We start from the raw sequence: 26,464 nt of genomic DNA on the forward strand, positions 1-26,464 counted from the left end.
AACTTTAGACGAAATCTAAGGTAGGATGGCTTCTGTCGAGCACAGGAGGCCATCCCATGTACGAACCGATCCGCGCCAAGTCGGTCCACACGATGGCCGGCACCTCCTCCGACTTCCCCCACCGTTCCCGTGAGGAAGAGCTGGACATCCAGCTCGCGGGCCACCTCGCGGCGCTGCTCGCCGTCACCGACGAGCTGCGCGCGCTGGCCCCGTCGGCCGACCTGGAGACCGCCGCCGCACGGCTCGCGGAGCAGGTGGCCCGGCTGCGGGGAGGCCGGCCGCCGGCCCGCACCTCGGCGACCGCTGCCGCCGGGCCGCATCTCGCCGCGCTGCACCGACGCGCCCACACCCTGGCCGGCCGCGCGCTGCTGGTCGCCGCGTCCCGCGCCGACACGGCGGGGGCGATCCTGGCGGCCGAACGGATGGACGCGCACGCGGCCATGCTCGCGCCCCGTGGTCTCGCCGCCCACTGAGCCCTCCCGGGCCCCTCGATCGGCCCCGGTCCGCGTGCACCCGCAGCGACGCGCGGACCGGGTGCCACACACCGCGCCGGACCGAGCCGCACCGTTCGCCGTAGGCCGCCTCGTCCTCACCGAGCCGCACCGTTCGCCGTAGGCCGCCTCGTCGTCCTGCGGCTTTTCTGTCCTCCCGGGTTGATCGCGCGGTTGCGCGCACTGGGGCGACGTTGCGTACCGGGACCTTCAAGTCACCCGTCGTTCACCACGGACGCCGGGGAACGTTGGGTTCCGGGAGCACGCTTGCCGGCGTGAGACGAATCTCAGGAATTGTCCTCGCGGTGTTGCTGATCGGCGGCGTGGTGGCGGCCGTCGTGGCGGGCCGGGACAACGGGGACCGGGGCACGGCAACGAAGACCGTGCGCGGGGTGGTCGGGTCGGAGAAGGCGGAGTTCTTCGCCGACCCGCAGGTCGTGGACGCCCTTGCCGCCAAGGGCTACACCGTGAGGACGGAGCCGTCCGGGTCGTGGGCCATGGAGGACCTGGACCTGAAGGGCTACGACTTCGCCTTCCCGTCCAGCACGGCACCCGCCGACGCGCTGGCCGGCAAGTACCGGGCGCGGAAGCCGCTGCCGCGGCCGTTCTACTCCCCCCTCGTCGTCGTCGCCCACCGGGGCGCCGCCGAGGTGCTCGCGGCCAACGGGCTCGCCACGCTCGACGAACCCCACCGCGGCACACTGAAGATGGACTCCTATCTCGACGCCGCCCGGGACGACCGCACCTGGCAGCAGCTCAAGGGGTCCAGCAGATACGGGGAGTTGAGCGGGACGCTCTACATCGCCAGCAGCGATCCCGTCACCTCCAACTCCGGCGCCCTCTACCTGGCCGCCGCCTCCTACGTGGACAACGACGGCGACGTCGTCGCAAGCGAGGCCGACGTGGAGCGCACCGCGCCGCTGCTGCGCAAGCTGGTCACCGTGCAGGGCGCCCAGCAGTCCAGCTCGGACGGTGCCTTCCGGGACTTCATCAGCGGCGCCGGCAACCCGCTCGTCCTCGTCTACGAGTCCCAGGTGGCCTCCCTGCTCGCCGCCGGCCAGGGCGCCGACGACCTCGTCGTCCTCTACCCGGACATCACCGCCATCAGCGACCACACCGTCGTGCCGCTGACCGACGAGGGCCGCGCACTGGGGCAACTGCTCTCCACCGACCCGGCGTTGCGCGAACTGGCCGTACGGTACGGGTTCCGCCCGCAGGGCGCCTCCCCCGAGTTCACGGCGGCCACCGCCAAGCACACCGACTACCTGATGCGGAAGCTGAACGTGCGGCTGGTGCCCGTGCCCACCTTCGAGGTGCTGCACGAGATGGCGCGCCGGGCGCGCGGATAGGGGGATCAGCCAGATGAGCGACTACGACCTCGGCCACAGCGCCAGTCAGGACACCAGCGCCGGCCGCGACGACTCCTTCAGCCTCACCCCGCCCGAGCCGGTCTCGCCGGTCCCGCGGGAGAAGGCGGGCGGGCTCGTCCCCGTCGACGACGGCGTCCGCACGGACATGGCCCGCAAGGCCGCCGACTACGTCGCAGCTCTCGCCGCCCTCGACGCCCGCTCGCCCGAGTTCGCCGGCAAGGTCGGTGAGATCACCGCGCTCGGCGCCGGCGAGATGCGCACCGCGGCCTCACAGTCCAACCGCATGCTGGAGCGGACCGTACGCAGCCTGCCCGGCAAGGGCGGGGACGCCCAGGCGAAGGTCGCCGGGTCGCTGGTGGAGCTGCGGCGGGTCGTCGAGGACCTCGACCCGCGCGACCTGCCCGCCGGCAAGGGGCGCAGGTTCCTGTCCCGGCTGCCCGGCGGCAGCAGGCTGCGCGACCACGTCGCCAAGTACGCCTCCGCGCAGGGCACCCTGAACAAGATCGTCGGGTCGCTGCGCGGCGGCCAGGACGAACTGCGCCGTGACAGCGCGGCGTTGCAGACCGAGCGGGTCCGGCTGTGGGAGACCATGGGCAAGCTCCAGGAGTACGTGGTGCTGACCGAGGCCCTGGACGGCGCCGTCGAGGAGCACATCGGCAGGGTCGCCGACCCCCAGCAGGCCGACACCCTGCGCGCCGACGTCCTCTTCCCCGTCCGGCAGAAGCACCAGGACCTCCTCACCCAGCTCGCGGTGTGCGCACAGGGCTATCTCGCCATGGACGTGGTACGCCGCAACAACGAGGAACTGATCAAGGGTGTCGACCGGGCGGCCACGACCACCGTGTCGGCGCTGCGCATCTCGGTCATGCTGGCCTCCGCCCTCGACAACCAGAAGAAGGTGGTCGACCAGGTCAACGCCCTGCGCGGCACCACCGAGGACCTCATCCGGGGCAACGCGGAGATGCTCGCGACGCAGTCCGGCGAGATCCAGCGGATCGCCGCGGACCCGGCGGTCGGCGCGGAGACCCTGCGAACCGCCTTCCAGCAGATCTACCGCACGCTGGACGCCATCGACACCTACAAGGTCCAGGCCACCGAGGCGATGGCCGTCACCGTGGAGTCGCTGGCGGACGAACTCCGCAGCGCCGGTTCCCACCTGGAGCGCAGCCGCTCCCAGGGCGCGCTGGAAGGAGGCCGGACATGAGACGCCGGATCGCGGCCCTCGCCCTCGCTGCCCTCACCCTCCTCACCGCCTGCACCGCCGGGCAGGACACCCCCGACGACGACCCCACGGCCTACGCTCCCGGCACTCTGCGCGTCCTCGCCTCCAGCGAGCTCAGCGACATGGCGCCCGTCCTGGAGCGGGTCCGCGAGCAGACCGGCATCACCGTGCGGCCCACCTACATGGGCACCCTGGACGCCGTCGACCTGCTGGCCCGGGGCAAGGCGGACCAGGCGTACGACGCGGTGTGGCTGGCCTCCAACGACTATCTGCGGCTGCGCCCGGAGGCGGCGAAGAAGGTGGTGTCGCAGACGCCGGTCATGACGAGCCCGGTCGCCGTCGGCGTCAAACCGGCCACCGTCCGGGCCCTCGGCTGGGCGCCCGAGGACGTCACCTGGTCCCAGGTCGAGAGGGCCGTCCGGGACGGTGAGCTGACCTACGGCATGACCGACCCGGCCCGCTCCAACTCCGGTTTCGCCACCCTGGTCTCCGTCGCCTCCGCCCTCTCCGGCGCCCAGTCCGCGCTCACCGACGCCGATGTGCGTAAGGCGACGCCGCGGCTGCGGGAGTTCTTCAAGGGGCAGAAGCTGACGTCGGGTTCGTCGGGCTGGCTGGCGAGCGCCTACACCCGGCGCGGCACCGTCGACGCGCTGCTCAACTACGAGTCGGTGCTGAAGTCCGTGCCCGGTCTGACGGTGATCCGGCCCACCGACGGCGTGGTGAACGCGGACTACCCGCTGTCCTCCCTGGCGTCCGCGAGCACCGGCGCCCGCGAGGACGTCCGCCGGCTCACGGAGGCCCTGCTCACCCCGGGCGTCCAGCAGGACATCACCGACCGCACCCTGCGCCGCCCGGTCGTGCCGTCGGTGCCACCGGCCCGCGACCTGGACACCACCCGGCGGCGCGACCTGCCCTTCCCGGGCAGCCGTTCCGTCGCCGACGGGCTGCTCGACTCGTACGAGAACGAACTGCGCCGCCCGTCCCGCACGGTGTACGTGCTGGACACCTCCGGCTCCATGGTGGGCGAGCGGCTGACCCGGCTGAAGGCGGCGCTCACCGGACTGACCGCGGACTTCCGGGACCGTGAGGAGGTGACGCTGATGCCGTTCGGGTCGGCAGTGAAGAGCGTGCGCACGCATGTCGTGGACCCGGAGGATCCGAAGACCGGCCTCGACGGGATCCGGCGCGACACCCAGGCGCTCCAGGCCGACGGCGACACGGCGGTCTACACCTCGCTGGAGAAGGCGTACGAGCATCTGGGCGCCGACGACGACACGTTCACCTCGATCGTGCTGATGACCGACGGGGAGAACACCGCCGGCGCGACCGCGGCGGAGTTCGCGGCGTTCCACGCGCGGCTCAGCGGCGAGCAGCGCGACATCCCCGTCTTCCCCGTCCTCTTCGGCGACTCCGACCGCTCCGAGCTGGAACGCATCGCCGAGCTGACCGGCGGCCGTCTCTTCGACGCCCAGCAGGGCTCCCTGGACGGCGCCTTCGAGGAGATCCGTGGCTACCAGTAGGGCACTGACGTACCTGGAGTCCCGCAAGAACCTCACGGGCTGCGCCTGCGGGCTCCTGGGACTGGTGCTCACCTTCACGGGCGTGGCAGGGCCGTACTGGCCCGTCGTGGTCGCGGGTCTGTACGGGGCGGGCGCGCTGATCGCGCCGCCGGAGCGGCCGGCGCTGCCCGACTTCCCGGACCCGTCGGCGCAACTGGACGAGCTGCGACGCGACTTCGGCAGGCTGCGCGGCTATCTCACCGAGGTGGAGCTGCCGCCGGGCGCGTCGGGGCGCCTGGCCGGACTGACCGATCTGCTGGCGGCGCTGCTGGAGCCCGGCTGGGTCGCCGAGGTACTGGCGCAGGACCCCGAGGGCGTGCACGCGCTGTCCCGGGCCGTCCGGCAGGACGTACCCGAGGCCGTCGACGCCTTCGTCCGCACCCGGTGGTGGCACCGGATGACGCCGGGACAGGAACCGCCCGAGCGGCATCTGGAACGGCAGCTCACCCTGCTCCACGAGGAGGCGGAACGCCTGGCGGCGAACCTCAGGGAGACCGAGGCCCGCCGCCAGGAGTCCCACACCCGCTACTTGGAGGACCGCTCCCAGTAAGGCCCGTGGGCGCGCGCCCGAAGGGGCGCGGGGAACCGCGCGACCAGCCACGGCACACCCGCACCCGTCGGCGCGCGGCGCCCCTCGCGCGACGAGGCGCCCCGCCCCGCCCACGGAGTGAACCGCGGCCGGCCGTGACGATGTTGCTGGTCAGGGCACTGTCGGCTGGACCGGCCGCGGGGTCTTCTCGTGTGGGCGTCAGCCCAGGCGCCGCACCAGGGCGTGGTACTCGTCCCACAGCTCCTTCGGCGTGTGGTCGCCGAAGGTGTTGAGGTGGCCGGGGACGAGCCCGGCCTCCTCGCGCCACACTTCCTTGTCGACGGTGAGCAGGAAGTCGAGGTCCGAGTCGGCCAGTTCCAGGCCGTCGGTGTCCAGGGCGTCCTTGGTGGGCAGGACGCCGATCGGCGTCTCGACGCCCTCGGCCCTGCCTTCGAGGCGCTCCACGATCCACTTCAGGACGCGGCTGTTCTCGCCGAAGCCGGGCCAGACGAACTTGCCCTGGTCGTCCTTGCGGAACCAGTTGACGTAGTAGATCTTCGGGAGCTTCGCCTGGTCCTTGCCCTTGGCGACGTCGACCCAGTGGCCCATGTAGTCGCCCATGTTGTAGCCGCAGAAGGGCAGCATCGCGAACGGGTCGCGGCGCAGCTCGCCGACCTTGCCCTCGGCGGCGGCGGTCTTCTCGCTGGCCACGTTGGCGCCGAGGAAGACGCCGTGGTTCCAGTCGAAGGACTCCGTCACCAGCGGTACGGCGGTGGCGCGCCGGCCGCCGAAGAGGATCGCGGAGATCGGCACGCCCTTGGGGTCCTCCCACTCGGGCGCGATGATCGGGCACTGCGCGGCCGGGACCGTGAACCGGGCGTTGGGGTGTGCGGCCGGGGTGCCCGACTCGGGCGTCCAGTCGTTGCCCTTCCAGTCGGTGAGGTGGGCCGGGGTCTCCTCCGTCATGCCCTCCCACCAGATGTCGTTGTCGTCGGTGAGGGCGACGTTGGTGAAGACGGAGTTGCCCCACAGCGTCTTCATCGCGTTGGCGTTGGTGTGCTCACCGGTGCCGGGCGCGACGCCGAAGAAGCCGGCCTCGGGGTTGATGGCGTAGAGACGGCCGTCCTCACCGAAGCGCATCCAGGCGATGTCGTCGCCGATCGTCTCGACCGTCCAGCCGGAGATGGTGGGCTCCAGCATGGCGAGGTTGGTCTTGCCGCAGGCGGACGGGAAGGCGGCGGCGACGTACTTGGGCTCGCCGTGCGGCGGGGTGAGCTTGAGGACGAGCATGTGCTCGGCCAGCCAGCCCTCGTCGCGGGCCATCACGGAGGCGATGCGCAGGGCGTAGCACTTCTTGCCGAGCAGGGCGTTGCCGCCGTAGCCGGAGCCGTAGGACCAGATCTCGCGGGTCTCCGGGAAGTGCGAGATGTACTTGGTGCTGTTGCACGGCCAGGGCACGTCCTGCTCGCCCTGCTCCAGCGGCGCTCCGAGCGTGTGCACGGCACGCACGAAGAAGCCGTCGGAGCCGAGTTCGTCCAGGACGGGCTGTCCCATGCGGGTCATGGTGCGCATGGACACGGCCACGTAGGCGGAGTCGGTGATCTCGACGCCGATCGCGGACAGGTCGGAGCCGAGCGGGCCCATGCAGAACGGGACGACGTACATCGTCCGGCCGCGCATGGAGCCGCGGAAGACGCCCTTGTCACCGGCGAAGATCTCCCGCATCTCGGCGGGGTCCTTCCAGTGGTTGGTCGGGCCGGCGTCCTCCTCCTTCTCGGAGCAGATGAAGGTCCGGTCCTCGACGCGGGCGACGTCCGTCGGGTCGGACGCCGCGTAGTAGGAGTTGGGGCGCTTGATCGGGTCGAGTTTGCGGAAGGTGCCCTTCGCGACGAGCTCTTCGCACAGTCGCTCGTACTCGGCCTCGGATCCGTCACACCAGACCACGCTGTCCGGCTGGGTCAGTTCGGCGATCTCGTTCACCCAGGAGATGAGTTCCTGGTGGTTGGTGGGGATGACGGGGGGAGCCGCGATGTCGCGCGCCACGATCGCTCCTAAATGAGGGATTTTTTTTCTCTGTCTGCCCCGTGGGGGCCGCGACCCGGATGCTTCGCTTACTCCCTTTGGCGCTCATCCGGTGCCGACCGCACTCATTTGATCATCCGAGTCTACTGCGCATTTGTCCAGAGGGCCGCCCAACTGAGCGGCGTGAGGAACGCCACCACCTCCATGTTCCCCTGTGTTTCTTTACGTGCACGTTGAGTTCGCATGACCGACCCTTGAGGGTGCGCGGAATCCAACTGCCGTGAGATGATGGCCACTCCCGCGGGTGACCTGATTCGTAACCTACGGTTCCGTAGGTACGATGCGGCGCATGACTGCGTCCGCCCCCGACACTCCCTCGGAGACGCCGGTCGCCGACCGGATCTCCGAAGCGCTCTCCGTGCCGCACCCCATCAAGCCCAAGCTGCGCGGCTGGCTGCACCTCGGCATGTTCCCGGCGGTGCTGGTCGCGGGCCTGGTCCTGACCGCCCTCGCGGACTCGCCGCGCGGCCGTGTCGCCTGCGGCGTCTACGCCCTCACGGCCTGCCTGCTCTTCGGTGTGAGCGCGCTCTACCACCGGGGCACCTGGAGCCCCCGGATGGACGGTGTACTGCGCCGCCTGGACCACTCCAACATCTTCCTGATCATCGCCGGCACCTACACCCCGCTGACCCTGCTGCTCCTGCCGGGCAGCAAGGGCCGCTGGCTGCTGTGGGGCATATGGGCCGCGGCGCTGGCGGGCATCCTGTTCCGCGTCTTCTGGGTCGGGGCTCCGCGCTGGCTCTACACGCCCTGCTACATCGCGATGGGCTGGGCGGCGGTCTTCTTCCTGCCCGACTTCATGCGGACCGGCGGCATCGCGGTCCTGGTCCTGGTGATCGTCGGCGGTCTGCTCTACAGCGTGGGCGGAGTCGTCTACGGCATCCAGCGGCCGAACCCGTCACCGCGCTGGTTCGGCTTCCACGAGGTGTTCCACTCCTTCACGCTGGCGGCGTTCGTCGTGCACTACGTCGGGATCTCCCTGGTGGCGTACCAGCACGCATAGCGCCGACCTGCGGTTTTTCTTGACAGCAGGCCCTTTGTGACAGCTACTGTCACTTCATGGTTACGGTGCGTTCCACCCCGGCGGGCGGCCCCTCGCCGGGGCTGCGGGAGCGGAAGAAGATCAGGACCCGCGAATCGATCCGGTCGGCGGCGTTCGCGCTGGTCGGGCGGCAGGGGTACGACGCCACGACGATCGAGCAGATCGCCGAGCGCGCGGAGGTGTCGCCGTCGACCGTCCTGCGCTACTTCCCGGCCAAGGAGGACATCGTCCTCAGCGACGGGCAGGGGGCGCCCCTGGCCGACGCGTTCCGGGCCCGTCCGGCCGGCGAGCCCTGGCCGGAGTCGCTGCGGCACGTCGTGCGCGAGGCCGTCACGCGCGAGACCCGCGCACGGCCGGAGATCACCCGGCTGCGCTGCCGGCTGATGGCGGAGGTCCCCACGGTGCGCTCCCGGATGCTGGAGGCCATGGCGGGGGCGGGGCACACACTCGCGGCCGCCGTCGGCGAGCGCTCCGGGCGGGACCCGGAGAGCCTGGAGGTGCGTGTCTTCGCCATGTCCCTCGTCGGCGGGCTGGCCGAGGCCGCCCAGTACTGGGCGGGCACCGGCTTCCGCGACGACCCGGCCGACCTGGCCGATCGCGCCCTCGCCGTCCACCACCGGGGCCTCGGTGCCGAAAACCCCTGAGGCCCACGCCGTCCGCCGTGCGATGCTGATCGAGTGAACCGACCCGAGATCCACGTCGAATTCGGCGCCGAACTGCGCCTGTTCGTCCCGCACGGCCGGCGCCGCGGCCCCACCCCGGTGGCGACGGACGGGGTCTCCACGCTCGGCCATGTCGTCGAGTCGCTCGGCGTCCCGCTCACCGAGGTGGGCGCGCTCGTCGTCGACGGCCGCGAGGTGCCGCCCGCGCACGTCCCGGAGGACGGCGAGACGGTCACCGTCCGCGCGGTCCGCCGCCCGCAGCAGGTCACGGGCGCCCCGCTGCGGTTCCTCCTCGACGTCCACCTCGGCACCCTCGCCCGCCGGCTGCGCCTGCTCGGCGTGGACACGGCCTACGAGTCCACGGACATCGGCGACCCGGCGCTCGCCGCCCGCTCGGCCGCCGAGCGCCGCGTCATGCTCAGCCGCGACCGCGGCCTGCTGCGCCGCCGCGAGCTGTGGGCCGGCGCGTACGTGTACAGCACCCGCCCCGAGGACCAACTGCGCGACGTCCTCGACCGGTTCTCCCCCGAGCTGCGCCCCTGGACCCGGTGCACCGCCTGCAACGGGATGCTGCGGGACGCCACCAAGGAAGAGGTGGCCGAGCAGCTCAAGGGCGGGACGCAGCGGTCGTACGACGTCTTCGCGCAGTGCCGCGCGTGCGGGCGGGCGTACTGGAAGGGCGCGCACCACGAGCAGCTGGTGGCCATCGTGGAGCGCGCCCTCACCGAGTTCGACGGCCGGGGCTAGGCCCGGCGCACATCACCCTTTCCGCAGGCCACGCCGTCCCTGTTCGGGTCGAGGCGCAGCGGGTCGTCCTTGCCGTTGACCTTCAGACGGCCGTAGTCGTGGCTCTTCAGCCAGGTGCAGCGGGCCGCCGTCGTCTTCTTCACGTCCTTCGGGAAGGCCGTCGGGACGCAGACGTTGGCCGAGCCGTAGTGGCGGTCGCAGCCGGCGATCGTGGTGGGCACCTTCTGCGACGCCCGCTTCTTGCCGGGCTTGGTGACCTTGCCGGACAGGTCGTCGGCGAAGGAGTGGACGTGCGCGGAGGCGTCCGTCGCCCGCAGGGCCTGCGGGCCCGACAGGTGCACCCACTCGGCCACCGAGGGCACGCCGTTCGCGTCGACCGCGAAGAGCATGTACCAGCCGGGCGGGGCCAGGTCGGGGTTGCTCGTCACGTTGAGGTCGATGTTGTTGCCGTCCACGCTCAGCGGCAGGTCCACGAACCGCTGGTTCGGGTCGGAGGAGTGGGTCACCGCGGCGGGGCGGATCAGTTCGGCCTTGGCGATGGGCCGGTCGACCGTGATGCGCTGGGTGTCGCCGTAGTTCCACTCGGTGTCGATCACCGAGGTGATCTCCGGGCGCTCGCCCTTGAGCAGGTACGGCGGGGTGTAGATGGACACGTTGTGGTTCCAGGTGCCGTTGCCCGGGTTGTCGCCGGTGGTCATCACGCGGCCGTCGGGCAGCAGGAACGCCGAGGAGTGGTAGCCACGGGCCTCGGGGTCGGCGGCCACCGGGTCGAAGGTGTTCGTCTCCGGGTCGTAGATCGACGACTCGAAGACCGGGTTGGCCCGGTTGTGCAGGGCGCCGCCGGTCTCCAGGACCTTGCCGTCGGGCAGCAGCACGGCGGAGACGTACATCTTGCCCTGGTTGCCGGTCTGCGGGACGGGGCCGTTGCCGAGGTCGACGGTGCCCTGCGGGATGGGCGGGCCGGCGACGTACGACGGGTTCGGCTGCTTCAGGTCGATGACGTCCGTCAGACGGTTCGCCACCGGGTTGGAGTCGATGTTGCCGCCACCGAGGGTGAGGACCTTCTGGTCCTGCGCCGGGGGCAGCAGCACGCTCGCCGACTGGTCCCGCTCGTCCTTGTTCTGCAGTCCGGGCACCTGGGTGATGGTGTTGGCGTCGTAGTCGTAGATCGCCGAGCCGGTGCCGGGGATGTTGTTGCCGAACACATGGCTGCCCGAGTAGAAGAGGCGGCCGTCCTGCATCAGGATCATCGACGGGTACAGGCCCCAGTACGACCAGGTCTGGTTGACCTTCCACAGCGGCTGCCACTGCTGCTCGTCCTCGGACCACAGCTCGGCGGTCACCGAACCGGTGGAGTCCTCCTTCAGCCCGCCGAAGGAGATCACGTCACCGTTGCCGAGGATGGTCGCCGACGGGTACCAGTGGCCGTCGTTCATGTCGTTGGTCTTGAGGTAGGTCTCGGTGGTGGGGTCGAAGATGTACGAGTCCTTGTACCCCTGGTAGCCGATCGTGCCGTCGGCCGACGGGTAGCCCTTGTTGCCGCTCATGATCAGCACCCGTCCGTCGGACAGCTGCACATGACCGGCGCAGAACATGTCGTCCGGCGTCGGGATGACCTCGTAGTCGCCGGTCTGCGGGTCGTAGACGGCGGAGGTGAAGGTGCCCGCCTCGAACATGTCGGTGTCGTTGCCGGAGCCCGCGATCAGCAGCACCTTGCCGTTGTGCAGCACCACGGAGTGCATCGAGCGCACCGGGTTCTGCACCGGCAGCACGTCCCACCGGCCGTCGGCACACTCCTGCGCCGTGCCCGTGCACCCGGGCTCCGGGACCGGTTCGGCGACCTGCTCCATCGTGTAGTCGTCGGTGGTGGCCGAGCCCGTGCCGTAGACGGAGACCCCCCAGGAGATGCGGTCGGTGCCGGCCGGGACCTCCGGAGTGCGCACCGTCGCCTCGGTCCAGGTGCCCGCCATGTCCAGCGTCTTCAGGTCCGTCCAGTACTGCCAGCCGGCTGTGGCGTCGTGCCGGAACAGGGTGATGTTGGCGTCCGGCGTGGTCGTCTTGTACCACAGCCCCAGGTCGTACTGCTTGCCCGGCGTGACGACCGGTGCGCAGGCGGCGGACTCGGTGATCAGCGCCTTGCGGTCGCCCTCCAGGCGGCGCGTGAGGGTGACCTTCATGGCCTTGCTGCCCGTGTGGGCGTCGGCGACCGTCTCGAAGGTGAAGTCGTTGTCGCCCCAGCCGGACTTCGACCAGCAGTACGGCATGTCGCCGGTGCCGGCCGTCTCGAAGCCGGGGTTCTTGATGAGATTCGCGGCGGACGCGGGCTGGGGTGCGGTCAGCAGCAGTCCCCCGGTCAGGCCGGCCACGGCCAGCAGTGCGGTTCGGCGTCTTGATCTCATGTGGTGCTCCTTGCTGTGCGGCTCCGTTTTCCGTGCCGGCCTGAACGGCGCGGGAGATACACCAGCGCTTCGGTCCCCACGAAGCGCAGGACGAAGGTGATGACGAGCGCCAGCGCGGTGGCCGGGAGCGCGCCCATCCCGAACGTGGCGACCAGCAGTGCGATCAGCGGGATACGCACCAGCAGGTCGGCGTTGGCGAGCAGGGCGAACCGCGCGGTGCGGTCGGCCCAGTGCCGGAACTGCCGCCGCTCACGGAACAGCAGCTTCTCGATGAGCAGGAAGTTCCAGGCCACGCCGAGCTGGTTGGCGAGGATCTCGGCGGGCAGGTAGTGCATCCCGGCCTCGGTCAGCGCCCACAGTCCGGCGAGGTTCGGCACGAAGCCGGTCAGCCCGATCAGACCGAAGACGATCATCCGGGCCAGCGGGGAGGCGGTGCGCAGCCCGACGAGATGCCGCAGGAAGCGCATCCCCTCCTGCGCGGTCGACTTGGACTCCCCGGCGAAGCGGTCCTGGAAGACGAACGGGACCTCGGTGACCTCGCGGGGGCGGCCGCGCACCGCGAGTTCGAGAAGGATCTTGTAGCCGAGCGGCTGGAGCACCTCGGCGGTGACGGCGCTGCGGCGGATGGCGAAGAAGCCGCTCATCGGGTCGCTGATGCCGTGCAGCCTGCGCGGGAACAGCGACTTGGTCAGCCAGGTCGCCCCCCGTGAGACCGCCACGCGGTAGCTGCCGGCGAGTCCGGCGCGGCTGCCGCCCTTGATGTAGCGGGAGGCGACGACCAGTGCGGCGTTCGCCCGCTCCCCCGTCCCGACCAGCTCGGGCACCAGTGAGGGAGGATGCTGGCAGTCGCCGTCCATGACGACGACCCAGTCCGACCCGGCCGCCTTGATGCCCTCGACGACCGCGCCGCCGAGCCCGCCCACGGGCTCCGCGCGGTGCAGCACGGTCACCGGAAAGGGACAGTCCTGGGCGGCCTTCTCGATCACCTCCGGGGTGTCGTCGGTGGAGTCGTCGACGAAGACGACCTCGCAGGGCAGCCGGGACGGCACCGACTCGGTGATCTGGTGCAGCAGTTCACGGATGTTGGCGGACTCGTTGAAGGTCGGTACGACGATGGTGACGGCGCCCGGCTCGGGCACCTCGGCCGCGTACGCAGCCGGATCACCCAGCTCGCCGGGGACCACGGACTCCTGGCTCATCGCTCGCCTCCCGTCCCGGCGCTCCGAATCCGCCGGATCTCGATCCGGTCCTCACCGGCGCCGAACACGGCGACCGGCGTCGAGTGCTCCATCGCGGCCTTGACGTTCGGCAGATCGACCGCGTCCCGTCGTACCGTCGGCGAGGCGACCACGTAGTCGAGGTCGCGCCAGCCGTTCGGCATGGTCCTGGTGACGGCCGGGTCGAGGTCGGCCTTGTAGAACCAGATGACGCCGAGCCCCGGCTCGTAGCCCTCATGGACGAGGTCCAGCCACATCGCGTCGTCGACGAGCACCCGGGTGTCCTCGGGCCTGTCCACCTCGGTGGCCATCCACCGCGAGGCCGCCCGGTAGGGGGCGTTGGCGTCGGCGGTCATGGCGGTGCGGTCGCCGTCGTACCAGCGCGGTACCACGTAGGCGGCCGCGGCGAGGGCGAGGGCGAGGGCGAGCGCGTACCGGCCGCCCGTCAGGTACTTGCGCTCACCCGGCCGGCGCCACCGCCGCAGGACGGCGTGGGCGACGGAGGCGGTGCCCCCGGCGAGCACCAGGGCGAGGAACGGCAGCGCCTGGATGATGTACATGGCGGGCAGATAGCCCGGCCGCAGCGCCATCCCCGCGAGGATCGCCACGGCGAGCGCGGGCCCGGCGAGCGCCCGCGCGGTCACCGACCAGCGCCAGGTGACGACGAGCAGCAGCGCGCCGGCGAGTCCGCCGAGGGGCAGCACCCGGTCGTAGTACAGCCAGGACTGGAGCACGCCGTAGGAGCCGGTGCCCTGTTCGAGGATGAAGCCCGAGCCGGGGCGGCTCATCTGGTAGACGATGCCGTCCCAGAGCGAGACATGGCCGCTGCCCGGCAGCAACTCGCCCTTCAGCAAGGCGAAGAGCGGATACGAGATCCCCAGCAGGACGCACGCGGTGACCGCGCCGGTGATGGCGAACTTGCGGGTGTCGCGATGGCTGTGCCGCCACATGGTGACCAGCACGGCCGGCAGCACGAGCAGCATCGTCTCCTTGGTGAGCACCGCGGCCGCGGCCGCCATGCCCGCGCCGAAGTGATGCCACAGGTGCCGGCTCGGGGAGGCGGCGAGGGTGAACGCGAGCAGCGTCCACATCACCGCGAGGTTGTCCAGGAAGATCTCGCGCTGGAGGACGACCGACAGCGGGGAGAGACCGAACAGCGCCATGGCCAGCCCGGCCGCCCAGCGGGGCAGCGACAGCCGGCGCGCGAGGACGTACACCAGGACCGCGCTGATCGCGCTGATCAGCAGCATCATGACGCGCATCGAGCCGACGGTCATCGACTCGGGTGCGAAGTGCGCGGGGATCCAGGTCAGCAGGGCGATCTGGATCCAGCCGAGCGGCGGGTGGTCGTACCAGTACGTGTAGTGCGCGAGGCCCCGGCCCTCCTGCACGGCCCAGGCCTGGGCGAGGTAGGTGCCCTCGTCGTCGCTGAGGGTCGGGTAGTCGGCGATGTTCCAGCCCTGCACGACGAGGATCGCCACGAGCAGCAGGCCGCACAGGATGAGGTCGGGACGTGAGGAACGCAGTCTCTTGGGCGGCTTTGCCCGGTGTGTCGCCCCGGTTCTGGGCGCAGCTGTCCGCTGCGCGGGGACCTTGACTCCGGTCGCCGCGGGAAGTGTGGAGGTCACGCAGGAACGTCCTCTCGGTTCACGTGCGCGAGATGTGCGCCGACGTGGCTGGTCAACTCCCAGTCGTTGCGGCCGCGTTGTTCACGCCACACTGCGCGGACAGCGGCCCCGGCGAGCAGCACCTGGTAGAAGGGCCCACCGATGATCAGCTTGAGGTAGTGCACCAGACGGACCCGGAGCCCGTACTGCTTGCCGAAGTCGTGCAGTCCGACGAGCTCGAAGACGAAGGTGACGAGCGCCGTGACGGCCGGCAGGAAGGTGATGAAGGCGACGCCGACCGGCACGTCGAGGAACAGCGCGATGGCCACGTTGAGCGGGATGATCACGCCGGAGATCGCCTGGAGGTACGGCGTCATCAGGGTGTAGCGGGCGAGGAGCCGCTGGCGGAAACCGGGCAGCTGCTTCCAGTCCTTCTTCCGGTAGACCTGGAGGAAGCCCTGGTTCCAGCGGGTGCGCTGCTTGAGCAGCGACATCAGGCTGCCGGGGGTCTCCTCGCGGGTGACCATGTCGGAGTCGTAGGCGACGACGACCTTCTTGCCGACGCTGGACAGCCGCACGCCCAGATCGCAGTCCTCGGCGAGGCAGTTGGGGTCCCAGCCGTCGGCCTCGCGCAGCACCTCGGTGCGGACGAAGACCGTGTTGCCGCCGAGCGGGATGAACCCCTTCTGGGCGTGCAGATGGAGCCGCGAGCGGAACCAGAAGAAGTACTCCAGGCAGTTGCGCAGGCTGTACCAGCTGGAGTGGAAGTTGATCAGCTGTACCCCGCCCTGGACCACGTCCGCGCCGGTGGACCGGAACGCGTGGTCGACATGGGCGAGCAGCTCGGGATGTACCTGGTCCTCGGCGTCGAAGACCCCGACGACGTCGCCGCGGCAGTGCGGCAGTGCCGTGTTCATGGCCTTCGGCTTGTTCTTCTTCTCGTGGGTGTCGACGACGACCCGGACACGCGGGTCACGGGCCTCCGCCCGCCGGGCCACCGCGGTGGTCTCCGGGTCGTCGTGCCCGACGATGACGATGATCTCGAAGTCGGTATGGGTGGACTCCAGCAGGCGCTGGATGGTGTGGTCGAGCACGGCCTGTTCGTGCCGCGCCGGAAGCAGCAGCGAGAACGACACGTGCTCGGCGCCGTCCGGCCGGCTGAAACGGGTGGAGGCGAGCACTTCGGGCGTACGCCACGCGTGCATCTGCCACCACAGGGTGAAGGCCGCCATCCAGAACAGGGCAAGCGAAACGGCGGCAATGAAGACAGACGTCAGCAAAAGATCCCCCCAGATCTTCAAAAATCCCCCCAGGCACGGCGGAGCAGTTCGTCAGCCGCGGCACTGTGGAGAGAGTAGGGGGGAACTGTGAAGCGCGGTAGCTGTTCCGATAAATAGCTTGTTTCGGAACGGTACGGCGCCTAGAGGGACGTGTCCGAACACATGCCCAATTGGGCAGCCCGAACCGGCGCCTGATCAGGCCTTCAGCGCGGCACTCAGCCGTTCCGGATCCGTCGTCGGCGCGTCACAGGTGAAATTACGACACACGTACGCAGTCGGTTCACCGCCGGCCAGCGGGCGATCGGCGAGCAGCGGGAACTCCTCGCTCCCCGGCACGCCGTACGCGACCACCGCGCCCGGCGCCGTGCCCAGAAGCGCCGTACGGTGCAGGGACCTCGCCGCCTCGTCGTCGAGCGCCGGCCCGACGACGGCGACCTCACGCGGACCGTCCAGACGGGCCTCGGCGACCGCGAGGCCCCAGCCGATGAACCGCGGCACGCGCGGCCCGAGCGCCTTGACCACGCCCAACGCCCCCTCGGCGGCGGCGCGATGGGGCTGGGCGCCGGTCTGGGCCGCATAGCTCAGCAGGGCACCCGCGGCGGCCGTCCAACCGGACGGTGCGGCGTTGTCGGTCGGGTCCTGCGGACGGCGGATCAGCTTCTCGGCGTCGGCCGCGGTGTCGAACAGGCCTCCGGTCCTCTCGTCCGTGAACCGGGCGAGGACGTGGTCGAGCAGCAGCCCGGCGAACTCCAGCCAGGTGCCCTCCCCGGTCACGGACGCCAGCGCGAGGAAGCCCTCGGCGACGTCCGCGTAGTCCTCGAGGACGCCCGCGTTGCCGCCGGCCCGGCCGTCCTTGCTGGTCCGGGCCAGGCGAGCCTGGTCGTCGAGGTGGACACGGACGATCAGGTCGGCGGCGGCGAGGGCGGCCTCCACCAGGTCGGGGCGGTCGAAGTAGGCGCCGGTCTCGGCGAGCGCGGCGATCGCGAGGCCGTTCCAGGCGGCGACGACCTTGTCGTCCCGCCCCGGGGCCGGCCGCTCGGCGCGCGCGGCCCGCAGCCGCCGCTTGACGGACTCGACCTTGCCGGCGTCGAACACTCCGTCGGACTGCGGGAGTTGCAGGACCGAGGCGCCCTCCTCGAAGGTGCCCTCCTCGGTCACACCGAAGTACCGCGCGGCGAGTTCGGCGTCGTCGTCACCGAGGACCTCGCGAAGCTGCGCGGGCGTCCAGACGTAGTACGCGCCCTCGACGTGCCTGCCCGTGCCGTCGTCGCTGTCCGCGTCGAGGGCGGAGGCGAAACCGCCCTGCTCGGTACGGAGTTCGGCGACCATGAAGTCGGCCGTCTCCAGCGCGACCCGGCGGGCCGCCGCCGAGCCGGTGGCGCGCCAGAGGTGCGCGTACACCCGGCAGAGCAGGGCGTTGTCGTACAGCATCTTCTCGAAGTGGGGCACCACCCAGTCCCGGTCGACGGAGTACCGGGAGAAGCCGCCGCCGAGCTGGTCGTAGATCCCGCCCCTGGCCATCCGCTCACAGGTGTCCTGCGCCATCTGCAACGCGCCCTCGGCGCCCGTCCGGGCGTGATGGCGCAGCAGGAACTCGAGGGCCATGGACGGCGGGAACTTCGGGGCCCCGCCGAAGCCGCCGCGCTGCGCGTCGTACTCCCGGGTCAGTCCGAGCAGCGCCTGCGCCAGTTCCTGCTCACCGGGCGCCTCGGTGCCACCGAACCCGATCTCCCGCTCCGCGAGGTCCCGGGCGATCTTCCCGGCAACGTCCGTGACCTCGGAGCGGCGGTCCCGCCAGGCCTGGCTGACACCTTCCAGCACCTGCCGGAAGGAGGGCATCCCGTGCCGGGGCGCCGGCGGGAAGTACGTGCCGAAGTAGAACGGCTCCCCCGCCGCCGTGAGGAACACCGTCATGGGCCACCCGCCCTGCCCGGTGGCCGCCTGCAGCGCCTCCATGTACACCGCGTCGACGTCGGGCCGCTCCTCACGGTCGACCTTGATGTTGACGAAGTGCTCGTTGAGGTAGGCGGCGGTGGCGTGGTCCTCGAAGCTCTCCTTGGCCAGGACATGGCACCAGTGACAGCTCGAATAGCCGATGCTGAGGTGCACGGCTACGTCCCGCCGTCGCGCCTCCTCGAACGCCTCCCGCGACCAGGGCCACCAGTCGACGGGGTTGTCGGCGTGCTGCAGCAGGTACGGGGACGTCTCGTGCGCCAGTCGGTTCGGCATACCTCCATCCTGCCCGACCCGCTCCCGTCCGTCCCACGACGGCGTGTCCCCCGGCCTGCCGCCCCTTGCCGCCTCGCCCGATCCGTGCCGTGCCCCACGGGCCGCACCCGCGAGTGATCCCAGACCTGGTTCCTTGCGGCGCCCGGGCGAACGAGCGCGATGCGCGGCGACGCCGGCCATGAGTCCCGGCCGGCCATCACCTCGGCATCCCGATGAACGATCGAGTAGCCCTCGTCTCACACGGTGCAGAACCGTTGATCGCGCCCCTCTCGCCATCCCGGGCCCGCGCAAGGACACTCGTAGGCGAATCAGTCGACGCCGGAGGGGGACGGGACATGCGGGACGGTCATCGGGCCGAGGCCGAGCGGCTGTTGACGCGGGCGGTGGAGGAGGAGGTACGGCGCTCCGGGGGCCGTACCGACGGCAAGGTCCTCCTGGCCCGGGCGCGCGGCGAACTGGACGCGATGGCGCGGACCGCCACCGAGGAGTACGACGCCTACACCCGGGCCCTGGACGAGACGGAGGCCGGCCGGCTGACGTTCGGGCAGCGCTACGCGCGTGAAGGCGCCGGCACGCCGCTTGTCGTGGCGGGTGTCGCCGCGGTGGCGGCGGTGGTGGCCGATCTGGCTCTCGGCACGGGGGCGTGCACGGCGCTCGGCGCGGGCGTGACCGTCGGGGTGGTGGGTGCGGCGACGACCGTGGTGAAGGTCGCCGGTTCACATCTGCCGGCCGCGCACCACAGGGCGGGCGCGGCCGGCCAGCCGGGCGGACCGGAACAGCTGCGGCTGCAGTGGCTGACGGCGCTGGAGGTGCGCGGCATCCGCCCGTTCCTCGACCAGCAGCGGGTGCTCGCCGCGTCGACCGGACCGAAGAAGTCCGGGCCCAAACTGCTGGGCGCCGACAAGAGCGGTGCGGCACGCGGGCGGAGCGTGCTGCAGCAGTCGTTCGGGCAACTCCCGGAACCGGTGGGTCCGTTCTCGGGCCGGCGGCATGAGATGGCGCGGATCAGGCAGTGGGTGCAGGCGGCGCGTGCCAGTACGCAGACCCGGCCCACCGTGGTCGTCCTGCACGGGGCGCCCGGCACCGGCCGCAGCACCCTCGCGGTGCGCGCCACCCACGACCTGAAGGACCAGTTCCGCGGCGCGTGCGTGGTGGACCTGCGCGGCGACAGCCTGGACGAGCCGCCGCTGTCCACCCGCGAGGCCCTGCTGCATCTGCTGAACCGGCTGGGCGCGCCGCGCGAGCAACTGCTGTTCCGGGAGCGTTCGTCGGCCGACCAGCAGGTCAAGCGGCTGAGCGAGCTGTACCACCACCATCTGACCGGCGTACCCGTCACCGTCGTGCTCGACGACGCCTCCGACCCGGAACAGGTGCGTGCGCTGATCCCCGAGCGGTCCGACAGCCTGGTCCTGGTCACCGCCCGGGCACCGCTCGACCTCCCCGGCGACCTGCCGGCGTGGGTCCACCAGCTGCCCGTCGAGCCACTCGACGCGGCCGGCGCGGAGGAGCTGATCGGTGCGGCCGCGCAGGGCGAGAGCGGGCCGTACGACGCCGAATCCGCCGACGTGATCCGGCAGCTGTGCGGCGGGCTGCCGCTGGCGCTGCGCATCGCCGGCTCCTCGCTGGGCCCGCGCTCGCCCCGCCGGCTGGCCTCCGACCTCGGTGCGTACGGTCCCGTCGAGCCCGTCGAACGCGCCCTGTGGCTGCGCTACACCGACCAGGCCGAGCCGGCCCGGCGGCTGCTGCGGCGGCTCGCCCTGGCCGGGCGGGCCTCGCTGGGGGTGGCCGCGGCCGCGTCGCTGCTCGCCACCGACCAGGCCGAGGCGAACCGGCGTCTCGTCGCGCTCTCCCGGGCGGGCCTGATCGACCACGTCCGCGGCAACCGCTACCGCCTGCACGACCTCGTCCGCGCCTTCGCGCACGCCCGGCTGGTGGACGAGGAGGAGGCGCACGAGCGGTCGGCGGCGCAGGAGCGGCTGATCGTGAACTACGCCGACCTCGCCGACTCCGTGCTGCGCCTGGTCGACGGCAACATGTCGACCCGCTCCGACCGCTTCGGCCCGCACGGCTTCACGTCCCTGGACGAGGCGCTGCGCTGGCTGGACGAGGAGTCCAGCTTCATCACGGCGGCGTTGCGGCACGCGGAGGGCGTCGACCAGGGCGCCGTGCTGAACCTGCTGGGCGCCCTGTGCGACTACTGCCTGCTGCGCGGCGACCTCTACCGCCTGGGCGAGATCAGTGAACTCGCCCAGGCCGTCGACCAGGGCCTGCTGATCCGCTCGGTACAGTGGCGCACCGGCATCGCGGCCCGCCAGCTGGGCGAGCTGGACAAGGCGCGCACGACGCTGACATCGGTGGTCGACCTGTACCGGGAGGCGCACCACGACGCGGGCGCGGCCCGCGCCCTGTGCTCCCTCGGCATCACCCTGCACCACCAGGGCAACCTCACCGAGGCGGCGGCCCGGCTGCGGGAGGCCCTCGACCTGCAGGCCGCGCCCTCGCTGGCCACGGACCGGGCCTGGACGATGCACGCGCTGGCGGCCGTGGAACGCGACCGCGCGCACCTCGCCGAGGCCTTCGACCTGCTGACGCGCTCCCTGGAGCTGCACCGCGCCGGCGAGTCCCTGCACGGCGAGGCCTGGGCCCATTTCCAGCTCGGCCAGCTCCATCTTCGCCTCGGTGACGTACCGCCCGCCGAGACCGAACTGCGCCGGGCCCTCGACCTGTACGGCCGTACCCGCGACGCCCGTGGCCAGGCGTGGGCCCTGACCCAGCTGGCCAGGGCCCGGCTGGTCGCGGGTGACGCCCTCCCGGCGGTGGAGGAGCTGCGCCGGGCGGCGGCCCGGCACCGCGACAACGAGGACGCGCGCGGCGAGGCGTGGACCCTCTACTACCTGGGCCAGTCCCTGGAGGAGGCGGGCGACCTCGAGCAGGCGGTCCGCGAACTGGAGCGCTCCCGCACGATGTTCTCCCGCATGCGGGACGTCTACGGTCTGGCGTGCGCCCGGCACCACTCGGCGCGCGCCACCCGCGACCAACGCGCCGCCCAGACGGGCTCGCTGCGCAACTCCGGCTTCGCCCGGCAGCTCCTGGTCGACGCCCGCGCCGACTTCCACCGCATCGGCGTCGCCCACGGCGAGGCCTGGACCTGCCTGGAACTCGCGGTCGTCGACGCGGGCAACGCCCGCACGGCGGCGGCGCTGGCGCTGTGCGACGAGGCGGTGGGCCTGTTCGCGTCGTACGGCGACCGCCGTGGCGAGGACTGGGCCTGCTTCCTGCGCGCCACCCTGCTGCCGTACTCCGCTCCGGGTGGCGTGGAGGTCGGTACGGCGGTCGCGCAGGAGGAGCTGGCGCAACTGGCCCGGGCCGGCCATCCGGCTCGTGACGAGAAGCTGGACCACTACGTGGAGGCGTACCAGCTGCTGCTGGAGCGGGGCGTGGAACTGGAGGACGGCTGGCAGGCCTGGCGCCTGGGGATGGCGCCGAGCCGTCATGCCCGCGAGGTGATGGGGGTGCCGGTGGTCACGGCGCCGTGACACGGGGGCCGTCGGCCGGCAGGCGGCGGCTGTGCGTGGGCCGGCGGGCGCAGTCCCCCTTCCGCTGCGCCCGCGGACCACGCGGCCACCGCTGTCCGGGCGGGTCGGCGGCTCAGGCCTGCGAGGACTTCCCCGGGGTGCCCGCCTCCGCCGAGTCCTTGGCGGAGACCCCCGCCGGGTCCGGGGCCTCCTTGAAGTCGACCCGGCCCATGTGCCGGTTCATCGACTTCATCAGACCCCAGACGGCCAGGGCCATCACCGCGAAGACGATGAAGCCGAGGACGCCGGGGGTCACCTTGTCCTCGTCCAGCTCCTTGGCGAGGGGGACGAGGTGGGTCATTGCCAGGCTCGCGCTTGCGCTCATGTCAGGCATTGTCTCGGACGCCCGCGAAGAGGTCGTCCTCGGGGAGGGAGGTATCCGCGAGGGACTTCGCCAGCTCGTACTCCTCGGTGGGCCAGACCTCCTTCTGGAGTTCCATGGGAACCCGGAACCAGCCCCCGTCGGGGTCGATCTGTGTGGCGTGCGCGATCAGTGCCTTGTCGCGCACCTCGAAGAAGTCGGCACACGGGACGTGCGTGGTCAGGGTGCGGTCCTTGTGCCCGGAGTCGTCCCAGCGCTTGAGCCACTCGCCGTAGGGGGACTCCATGCCACGGTCCACCAGCGCCTTGTGCAGCGCCTCGGTGCGCGGCCTGTTGAAGCCCTGGTTGTAGTACAGCTTCAGCGGCTGGTACGCCGGGCCGTACTCGGACTCCGGGTACTTCTCGGTGTCCGCCGCGCCCTCGAACGCCACCATCGAGATCTTGTGGGTCATGATGTGGTCGGGGTGCGGGTATCCGCCGTTCTCGTCGTAGGTGGTGATGACCTGGGGACGGAACGAGCGGATCCTCTTCACCAGCTCACCGGCCGCCTTGTCGACGTCCTCGAGGGCGAAGCAGCCGTCCGGCAGCGGCGGCAGCGGATCGCCCTCGGGCAGGCCCGAGTCGACGAAGCCGAGCCACTCCTGCTTGACGCCGAGGATCTCGCGCGCCTCGTCCATCTCCTTCTTGCGTACCTCGTGGATGTGCTCCTCGATGTACTTGTCGCCCTGCAACTTGGGGTTGAGGATGGAGCCGCGCTCCCCGCCCGTGCAGGTCACCACCAGCACGTCCACCCCCTCGGACACGTACTTCGCCATGGTGGCCGCGCCCTTGCTCGACTCGTCGTCGGGGTGGGCGTGCACGGCCATCAGTCGCAGCTGGTCAGTCAAGACTCAATCCTCGTTTGGTCGGCGCCCGGGGTGACCGGGTGCGAACGGCGGCTTCTATAGTGACCGAATCGGGGGCCGATTAATTCCGGGGTACGGCCCGGAAGCCCCTTCGGGATCTTCGATCCCGCCCCGGCCGAGAGGACGATCATGAGCACGGCGAGCACTCGACTGCCCGAGGGCCGTTACGGCCGTTCCTCGGACGAGCGTGCCGACCGCACCCTCAAGGTCGTCGGGGTGGCCCTGGGTGCCCTGCTCATCGCCGTGATCAGCTATTTCGCCTATCACTACATCGCGCAGAACAAAATCAGCGCCGAAGTGATCAGCTTCGACCTCTCGGACAACGCGGTGAAGGTGGAGCTGGCCGTGGAGAAGGACGCGGGCACCTCGGGCTACTGCACGGTCCGCTCCCAGGCGGCCGACGGCGCCGAGGTCGGCCGGGCCGACTTCCGCTTCGGCGGGGATGCCGAGCGCCTCACCGAGGTGGTCACGCTGCGCACGACGGCGCCGGCGACCACGGCGGAGCTGCTGGGCTGCCACGCCGACTGAGACGGCATGTTATTTGCCGCCTTTGACCTGCGTTGACGTGATTTTGGGCCCTAATGTCCTCCCCCTTCCGCCTCTGAATTGTTAGGCTCGTGGTTTCGCCCACTCATGGAGGAACATTCTTCTGGGTAGGGCGATGCTTTGTATTCCCAGTACCGACGAGGAGCACCTGTGACCCAGACCAGCGAGAACGTCACCTGGCTGACCCAGGAGGCGTACAACAAGCTCAAGGACGAGCTTGAGTACCTTACTGGTCCTGCGCGCACGGAGATCGCCGCCAAGATCGCGGCCGCGCGCGAGGAGGGCGACCTGCGCGAGAACGGCGGGTACCACGCGGCCAAGGAGGAGCAGGGCAAGCAGGAGCTTCGTGTGCGCCAGCTGACCCAGCTCCTGGAGAACGCCCAGGTCGGCGAGGCTCCGGCCTCGACGGACGGCACCGTGGCGCCCGGCATGGTCGTGACGATCGCCTTCGACGGTGACGAGGACGACACCCTGGCGTTCCTGCTCGCCTCGCGCGAGTACGCGAGTGCCGACATCGAGACCTACTCGCCGCAGTCTCCGCTGGGGGCCGGCGTGATCGGACACAAGGTCGGCGAGGACGCGGAGTACGAGCTGCCGAACGGCCGGAAGGCCTCCGTGAAGATCCTCAAGGCCGAGCCCTACAGCGGCTGACCCCGTAGGCGCGGCGGCGAGGAGCCGCTGCCGCGCCGGCCTCGGTCCGCCCGTTCCTGACAGCCCCCGGCGTCCGTGCGACGCCGGGGGTTTCGTCATGCCCAGGTCAGCCGCAGTCCGCGACCGACCGGAACGGGGCTCCGTCGCCTCACGCCGTCGCCGAGCGGTACTTCCGCACCGCGAGGGTCCGGAATATCACGATGATCAGGGCCGAGTAGATCAGCGAGGCCAGGACCGGGTGCTGCAGGGGCCAGGCGTCCGACTGGGAGACACCGGGATTGCCGAAGAGCTCCCGACTGGCCTGGACCGTGGCACTGAACGGGTTCCACTCGGCGATGTGCCGCAGCCAGGGCGTCATCTGGCTGGAGTCCACGAAGGCGTTCGACACGAAGGTGACCGGGAAGAGCCAGACCAGCCCACCGGAGGTGGCCGCCTCCGGCGTCCGCACGGAGAGGCCGATCAGCGCGCCGATCCAGGTGAACGCGTATCCCATCAGCAGCAGCAGCCCGAACGCGCCGAGCACCTCGCCCACGCTGGTGTGCGTGCGCCAGCCGACCAGCAGGGCGACGATGGCGAGCACCAGCAGGGTCAGCGCCGTCTGCACGAGGTCGGCCAGGGTGCGCCCCGTCAGTACCGCCCCTCGGGCCATGGGCAGCGAACGGAACCGGTCGACCAGGCCCTTGTGCATGTCCTCGGCGATGCCCGCGCCCGCGCCGGCCGTGGCGAAGGTCACGGTCTGGGCGAAGATGCCCGCCATCAGGAACTCGCGGTAGACGCCGGGTTCGGTGCTGCCGCCGATGTTCATGGAGCCGCCGAACACATAGCTGAACAGCACCACGAACATGATCGGCTGGAACAGGCCGAAGATGATCATCTCGGGGATCCGGGACATCCGGATCAGGTTGCGCTTGGCGACGATCAGGGAATCCCTGACGGACTGGCCGAAGGGATGCGGGCGCGCGGCCCGGGGGGTGGCGTCGGTGACGGCACTCACTTGACGGACTCCTTCTTGCGCTTGCGGCCCTTGGCGTCGGCGGAGGTGTCCCCCGCCTCGTGGTGCTCCTCGTCCTTGGCCTCGGCCGCGTGCCCCGTCAGGGAGAGGAACACGTCGTCGAGGGTCGGGCGGCGCAGGCCGATGTCGTCGATCTCTATCCCGCGGACGTCCAGTTCGCGGATCACCTCGGCGAGGAGCTTGGCGCCGCCGGTGACGGGCACCGTCAGCTTGCGGGTGTGCTCCTCGACGGTGGTGTCGCCCTTGCCGAAGCCGGCCAGCACCTCGGCGGCCGCCGCCATGTGCTCACGCTCGTGCACCACGACCTCGACGCGCTCGCCGCCGGTGCGGGCCTTGAGCTGGTCGGAAGTGCCACGGGCGATCACGCGGCCCTGGTCGACCACGGCGATGTCGTGCGCGAGGTGGTCGGCCTCTTCCAGGTACTGCGTGGTCAGCAGGAGCGTCGTGCCTCCGGAGACGAGCTGCTTGATGACCTCCCACAGCTGCTGGCGGTTGCGCGGGTCGAGGCCGGTCGTCGGCTCGTCCATGAACATCACCGGCGGCGAGACCACCAGCGCCGCGGCCAGGTCGAGCCGGCGGCGCATGCCCCCGGAGTAGGTCTTGGCGGGCCGGTCGGCGGCGTCCGCGAGGTTGAACTGGCCGAGCAGCTCGCCGGCGCGGGCCTTCGCGGCCTTCGCGCTCATCTGGTAGAGCTGGCCGACCATCTGGAGGTTTTCCCGGCCGGTGAGGTATTCGTCGACGGCGGCGAACTGGCCGGACAGGCCGATGGAGCGCCGCACCTTATCGGGGTGTGCGAGTACGTCGACACCCGCGACGACGGCACGGCCGCTGTCGGGGCGCAAAAGGGTCGTCAGACAGCGGACCGTCGTCGTCTTGCCGGCGCCGTTCGGCCCGAGCAGGCCGAGGACGGTGCCCTCGGGGACATCGAGGTCGACGCCGTCCAGTGCCCTTACGTCGCCGAAGGTCTTGACCAGACCTTCGGCGTAGATGGCGCCTGGCATATGAGTCTCCACGTCGT

21 protein-coding genes are annotated in these 26,464 nt (G+C 71.0%); 11 read left to right on the forward strand and 10 right to left on the reverse strand.

Translation table 11 applies throughout. The annotated features are described in order from the left end of the window. The first annotated feature begins 56 nt into the window (after positions 1 to 56). The 5 genes from ACGF8A_RS20300 (at position 57) to ACGF8A_RS20320 (ending at position 5,192) form a co-directional block, all read left to right on the forward strand. Positions 57 to 473, forward strand: a complete 417-nt coding sequence (locus tag ACGF8A_RS20300; RefSeq protein WP_393110014.1) for a hypothetical protein — start codon at positions 57 to 59, stop codon at positions 471 to 473. A gap of 293 nt (positions 474 to 766) precedes the next feature. After that, entirely contained in the window at positions 767 to 1,840 is a 1,074-nt protein-coding gene (locus ACGF8A_RS20305) for a hypothetical protein (RefSeq protein ID WP_393110016.1), read from the forward strand. A 13-nt stretch (positions 1,841 to 1,853) separates the two neighbouring features. Next, positions 1,854 to 3,065, forward strand: a complete 1,212-nt coding sequence (locus ACGF8A_RS20310; protein ID WP_393110018.1) for a toxic anion resistance protein — start codon at positions 1,854 to 1,856, stop codon at positions 3,063 to 3,065. Then, a complete protein-coding gene (locus ACGF8A_RS20315) occupies positions 3,062 to 4,603 on the forward strand; it encodes a substrate-binding domain-containing protein (protein ID WP_393110020.1) in 1,542 nt (513 codons plus the stop codon). Before ACGF8A_RS20310 ends, ACGF8A_RS20315 begins: the two co-directional genes overlap by 4 nt. Next, positions 4,590 to 5,192, forward strand: coding sequence for a hypothetical protein (locus ACGF8A_RS20320; RefSeq protein WP_393110022.1), 603 nt, complete (start codon positions 4,590 to 4,592; stop codon positions 5,190 to 5,192). Before ACGF8A_RS20315 ends, ACGF8A_RS20320 begins: the two co-directional genes overlap by 14 nt. A 198-nt stretch (positions 5,193 to 5,390) precedes the next feature. Here the strand turns inward: ACGF8A_RS20320 and ACGF8A_RS20325 are convergent, their stop codons facing one another. After that, a complete protein-coding gene (locus ACGF8A_RS20325; RefSeq protein WP_393110024.1) occupies positions 5,391 to 7,214 on the reverse strand; it encodes a phosphoenolpyruvate carboxykinase (GTP) in 1,824 nt (607 codons plus the stop codon). A 328-nt stretch (positions 7,215 to 7,542) separates the two neighbouring features. Here ACGF8A_RS20325 and ACGF8A_RS20330 point away from each other — a divergent pair, with 328 nt between their 5' ends. From ACGF8A_RS20330 to ACGF8A_RS20340, 3 genes are read left to right on the forward strand one after another with little or no spacing between them, the layout of a single operon-like run. Beyond that, the gene (locus tag ACGF8A_RS20330) at positions 7,543 to 8,256 is read left to right on the forward strand and encodes a hemolysin III family protein (RefSeq protein ID WP_393110026.1); all 714 of its coding nucleotides are present in this window, start codon (positions 7,543 to 7,545) and stop codon (positions 8,254 to 8,256) included. A gap of 56 nt (positions 8,257 to 8,312) precedes the next feature. Then, a complete protein-coding gene (locus ACGF8A_RS20335) occupies positions 8,313 to 8,939 on the forward strand; it encodes a TetR/AcrR family transcriptional regulator (protein WP_393110028.1) in 627 nt (208 codons plus the stop codon). Between the two features lie 33 nt (positions 8,940 to 8,972). Further along, positions 8,973 to 9,704: a Mut7-C RNAse domain-containing protein gene (locus ACGF8A_RS20340; protein WP_393110030.1), complete on the forward strand. Its 732-nt coding sequence runs from the start codon at positions 8,973 to 8,975 to the stop codon at positions 9,702 to 9,704. Here the strand turns inward: ACGF8A_RS20340 and ACGF8A_RS20345 are convergent. From ACGF8A_RS20345 to ACGF8A_RS20365, 5 genes are all read right to left on the reverse strand, one after another. Beyond that, complete coding sequence (locus ACGF8A_RS20345) at positions 9,701 to 12,103, reverse strand: galactose oxidase-like domain-containing protein (RefSeq protein ID WP_393110032.1); 2,403 nt, start codon at positions 12,101 to 12,103, stop codon at positions 9,701 to 9,703. The genes ACGF8A_RS20340 and ACGF8A_RS20345 overlap by 4 nt on opposite strands. Then, positions 12,100 to 13,302, reverse strand: a complete 1,203-nt coding sequence (locus ACGF8A_RS20350; RefSeq protein ID WP_393110034.1) for a glycosyltransferase — start codon at positions 13,300 to 13,302, stop codon at positions 12,100 to 12,102. The genes ACGF8A_RS20345 and ACGF8A_RS20350 overlap by 4 nt, the downstream gene beginning before the upstream one ends. Further along, the gene (locus tag ACGF8A_RS20355; protein WP_393110036.1) at positions 13,299 to 14,948 is read right to left on the reverse strand and encodes an ArnT family glycosyltransferase; all 1,650 of its coding nucleotides are present in this window, start codon (positions 14,946 to 14,948) and stop codon (positions 13,299 to 13,301) included. Before ACGF8A_RS20355 ends, ACGF8A_RS20350 begins: the two co-directional genes overlap by 4 nt. Further along, entirely contained in the window at positions 14,945 to 16,207 is a 1,263-nt protein-coding gene (locus ACGF8A_RS20360; protein ID WP_393110038.1) for a glycosyltransferase, read from the reverse strand. The genes ACGF8A_RS20355 and ACGF8A_RS20360 overlap by 4 nt, the downstream gene beginning before the upstream one ends. Before the next feature lie 195 nt (positions 16,208 to 16,402). Continuing rightward, positions 16,403 to 18,436: a thioredoxin domain-containing protein gene (locus ACGF8A_RS20365; RefSeq protein ID WP_393110040.1), complete on the reverse strand. Its 2,034-nt coding sequence runs from the start codon at positions 18,434 to 18,436 to the stop codon at positions 16,403 to 16,405. Between the two features lie 335 nt (positions 18,437 to 18,771). On the opposite strand from ACGF8A_RS20365, the gene ACGF8A_RS20370 reads away from it, so the two are divergent. Next, a complete protein-coding gene (locus tag ACGF8A_RS20370) occupies positions 18,772 to 21,972 on the forward strand; it encodes a tetratricopeptide repeat protein (RefSeq protein ID WP_393110042.1) in 3,201 nt (1,066 codons plus the stop codon). Between the two features lie 112 nt (positions 21,973 to 22,084). Here the strand turns inward: ACGF8A_RS20370 and ACGF8A_RS20375 are convergent, their stop codons facing one another. After that, a complete protein-coding gene (locus ACGF8A_RS20375; protein WP_393110044.1) occupies positions 22,085 to 22,345 on the reverse strand; it encodes a hypothetical protein in 261 nt (86 codons plus the stop codon). Then, entirely contained in the window at positions 22,338 to 23,198 is an 861-nt protein-coding gene (mca, locus tag ACGF8A_RS20380) for a mycothiol conjugate amidase Mca (protein ID WP_393110120.1), read from the reverse strand. The genes ACGF8A_RS20375 and mca overlap by 8 nt, the downstream gene beginning before the upstream one ends. 168 nt (positions 23,199 to 23,366) lie before the next feature. Between mca and ACGF8A_RS20385 the strand changes: the two genes are divergently transcribed. Continuing rightward, positions 23,367 to 23,765, forward strand: coding sequence for a DUF4307 domain-containing protein (locus ACGF8A_RS20385; protein WP_393110046.1), 399 nt, complete (start codon positions 23,367 to 23,369; stop codon positions 23,763 to 23,765). Between the two features lie 168 nt (positions 23,766 to 23,933). Further along, positions 23,934 to 24,434: a transcription elongation factor GreA gene (greA, locus tag ACGF8A_RS20390; protein WP_393110048.1), complete on the forward strand. Its 501-nt coding sequence runs from the start codon at positions 23,934 to 23,936 to the stop codon at positions 24,432 to 24,434. Between the two features lie 148 nt (positions 24,435 to 24,582). On the opposite strand, the gene ACGF8A_RS20395 is transcribed toward greA, so the two are convergent. Further along, a complete protein-coding gene (locus tag ACGF8A_RS20395; protein ID WP_393110050.1) occupies positions 24,583 to 25,428 on the reverse strand; it encodes an ABC transporter permease in 846 nt (281 codons plus the stop codon). Next, positions 25,425 to 26,447, reverse strand: a complete 1,023-nt coding sequence (locus ACGF8A_RS20400; protein WP_393110052.1) for an ATP-binding cassette domain-containing protein — start codon at positions 26,445 to 26,447, stop codon at positions 25,425 to 25,427. The genes ACGF8A_RS20395 and ACGF8A_RS20400 overlap by 4 nt, the downstream gene beginning before the upstream one ends. Positions 26,448 to 26,464: the final 17 nt, after the last annotated feature.

Source organism: Streptomyces sp. NPDC047706 (assembly GCF_043204795.1).
Taxonomy (GTDB): domain Bacteria; phylum Actinomycetota; class Actinomycetes; order Streptomycetales; family Streptomycetaceae; genus Streptomyces.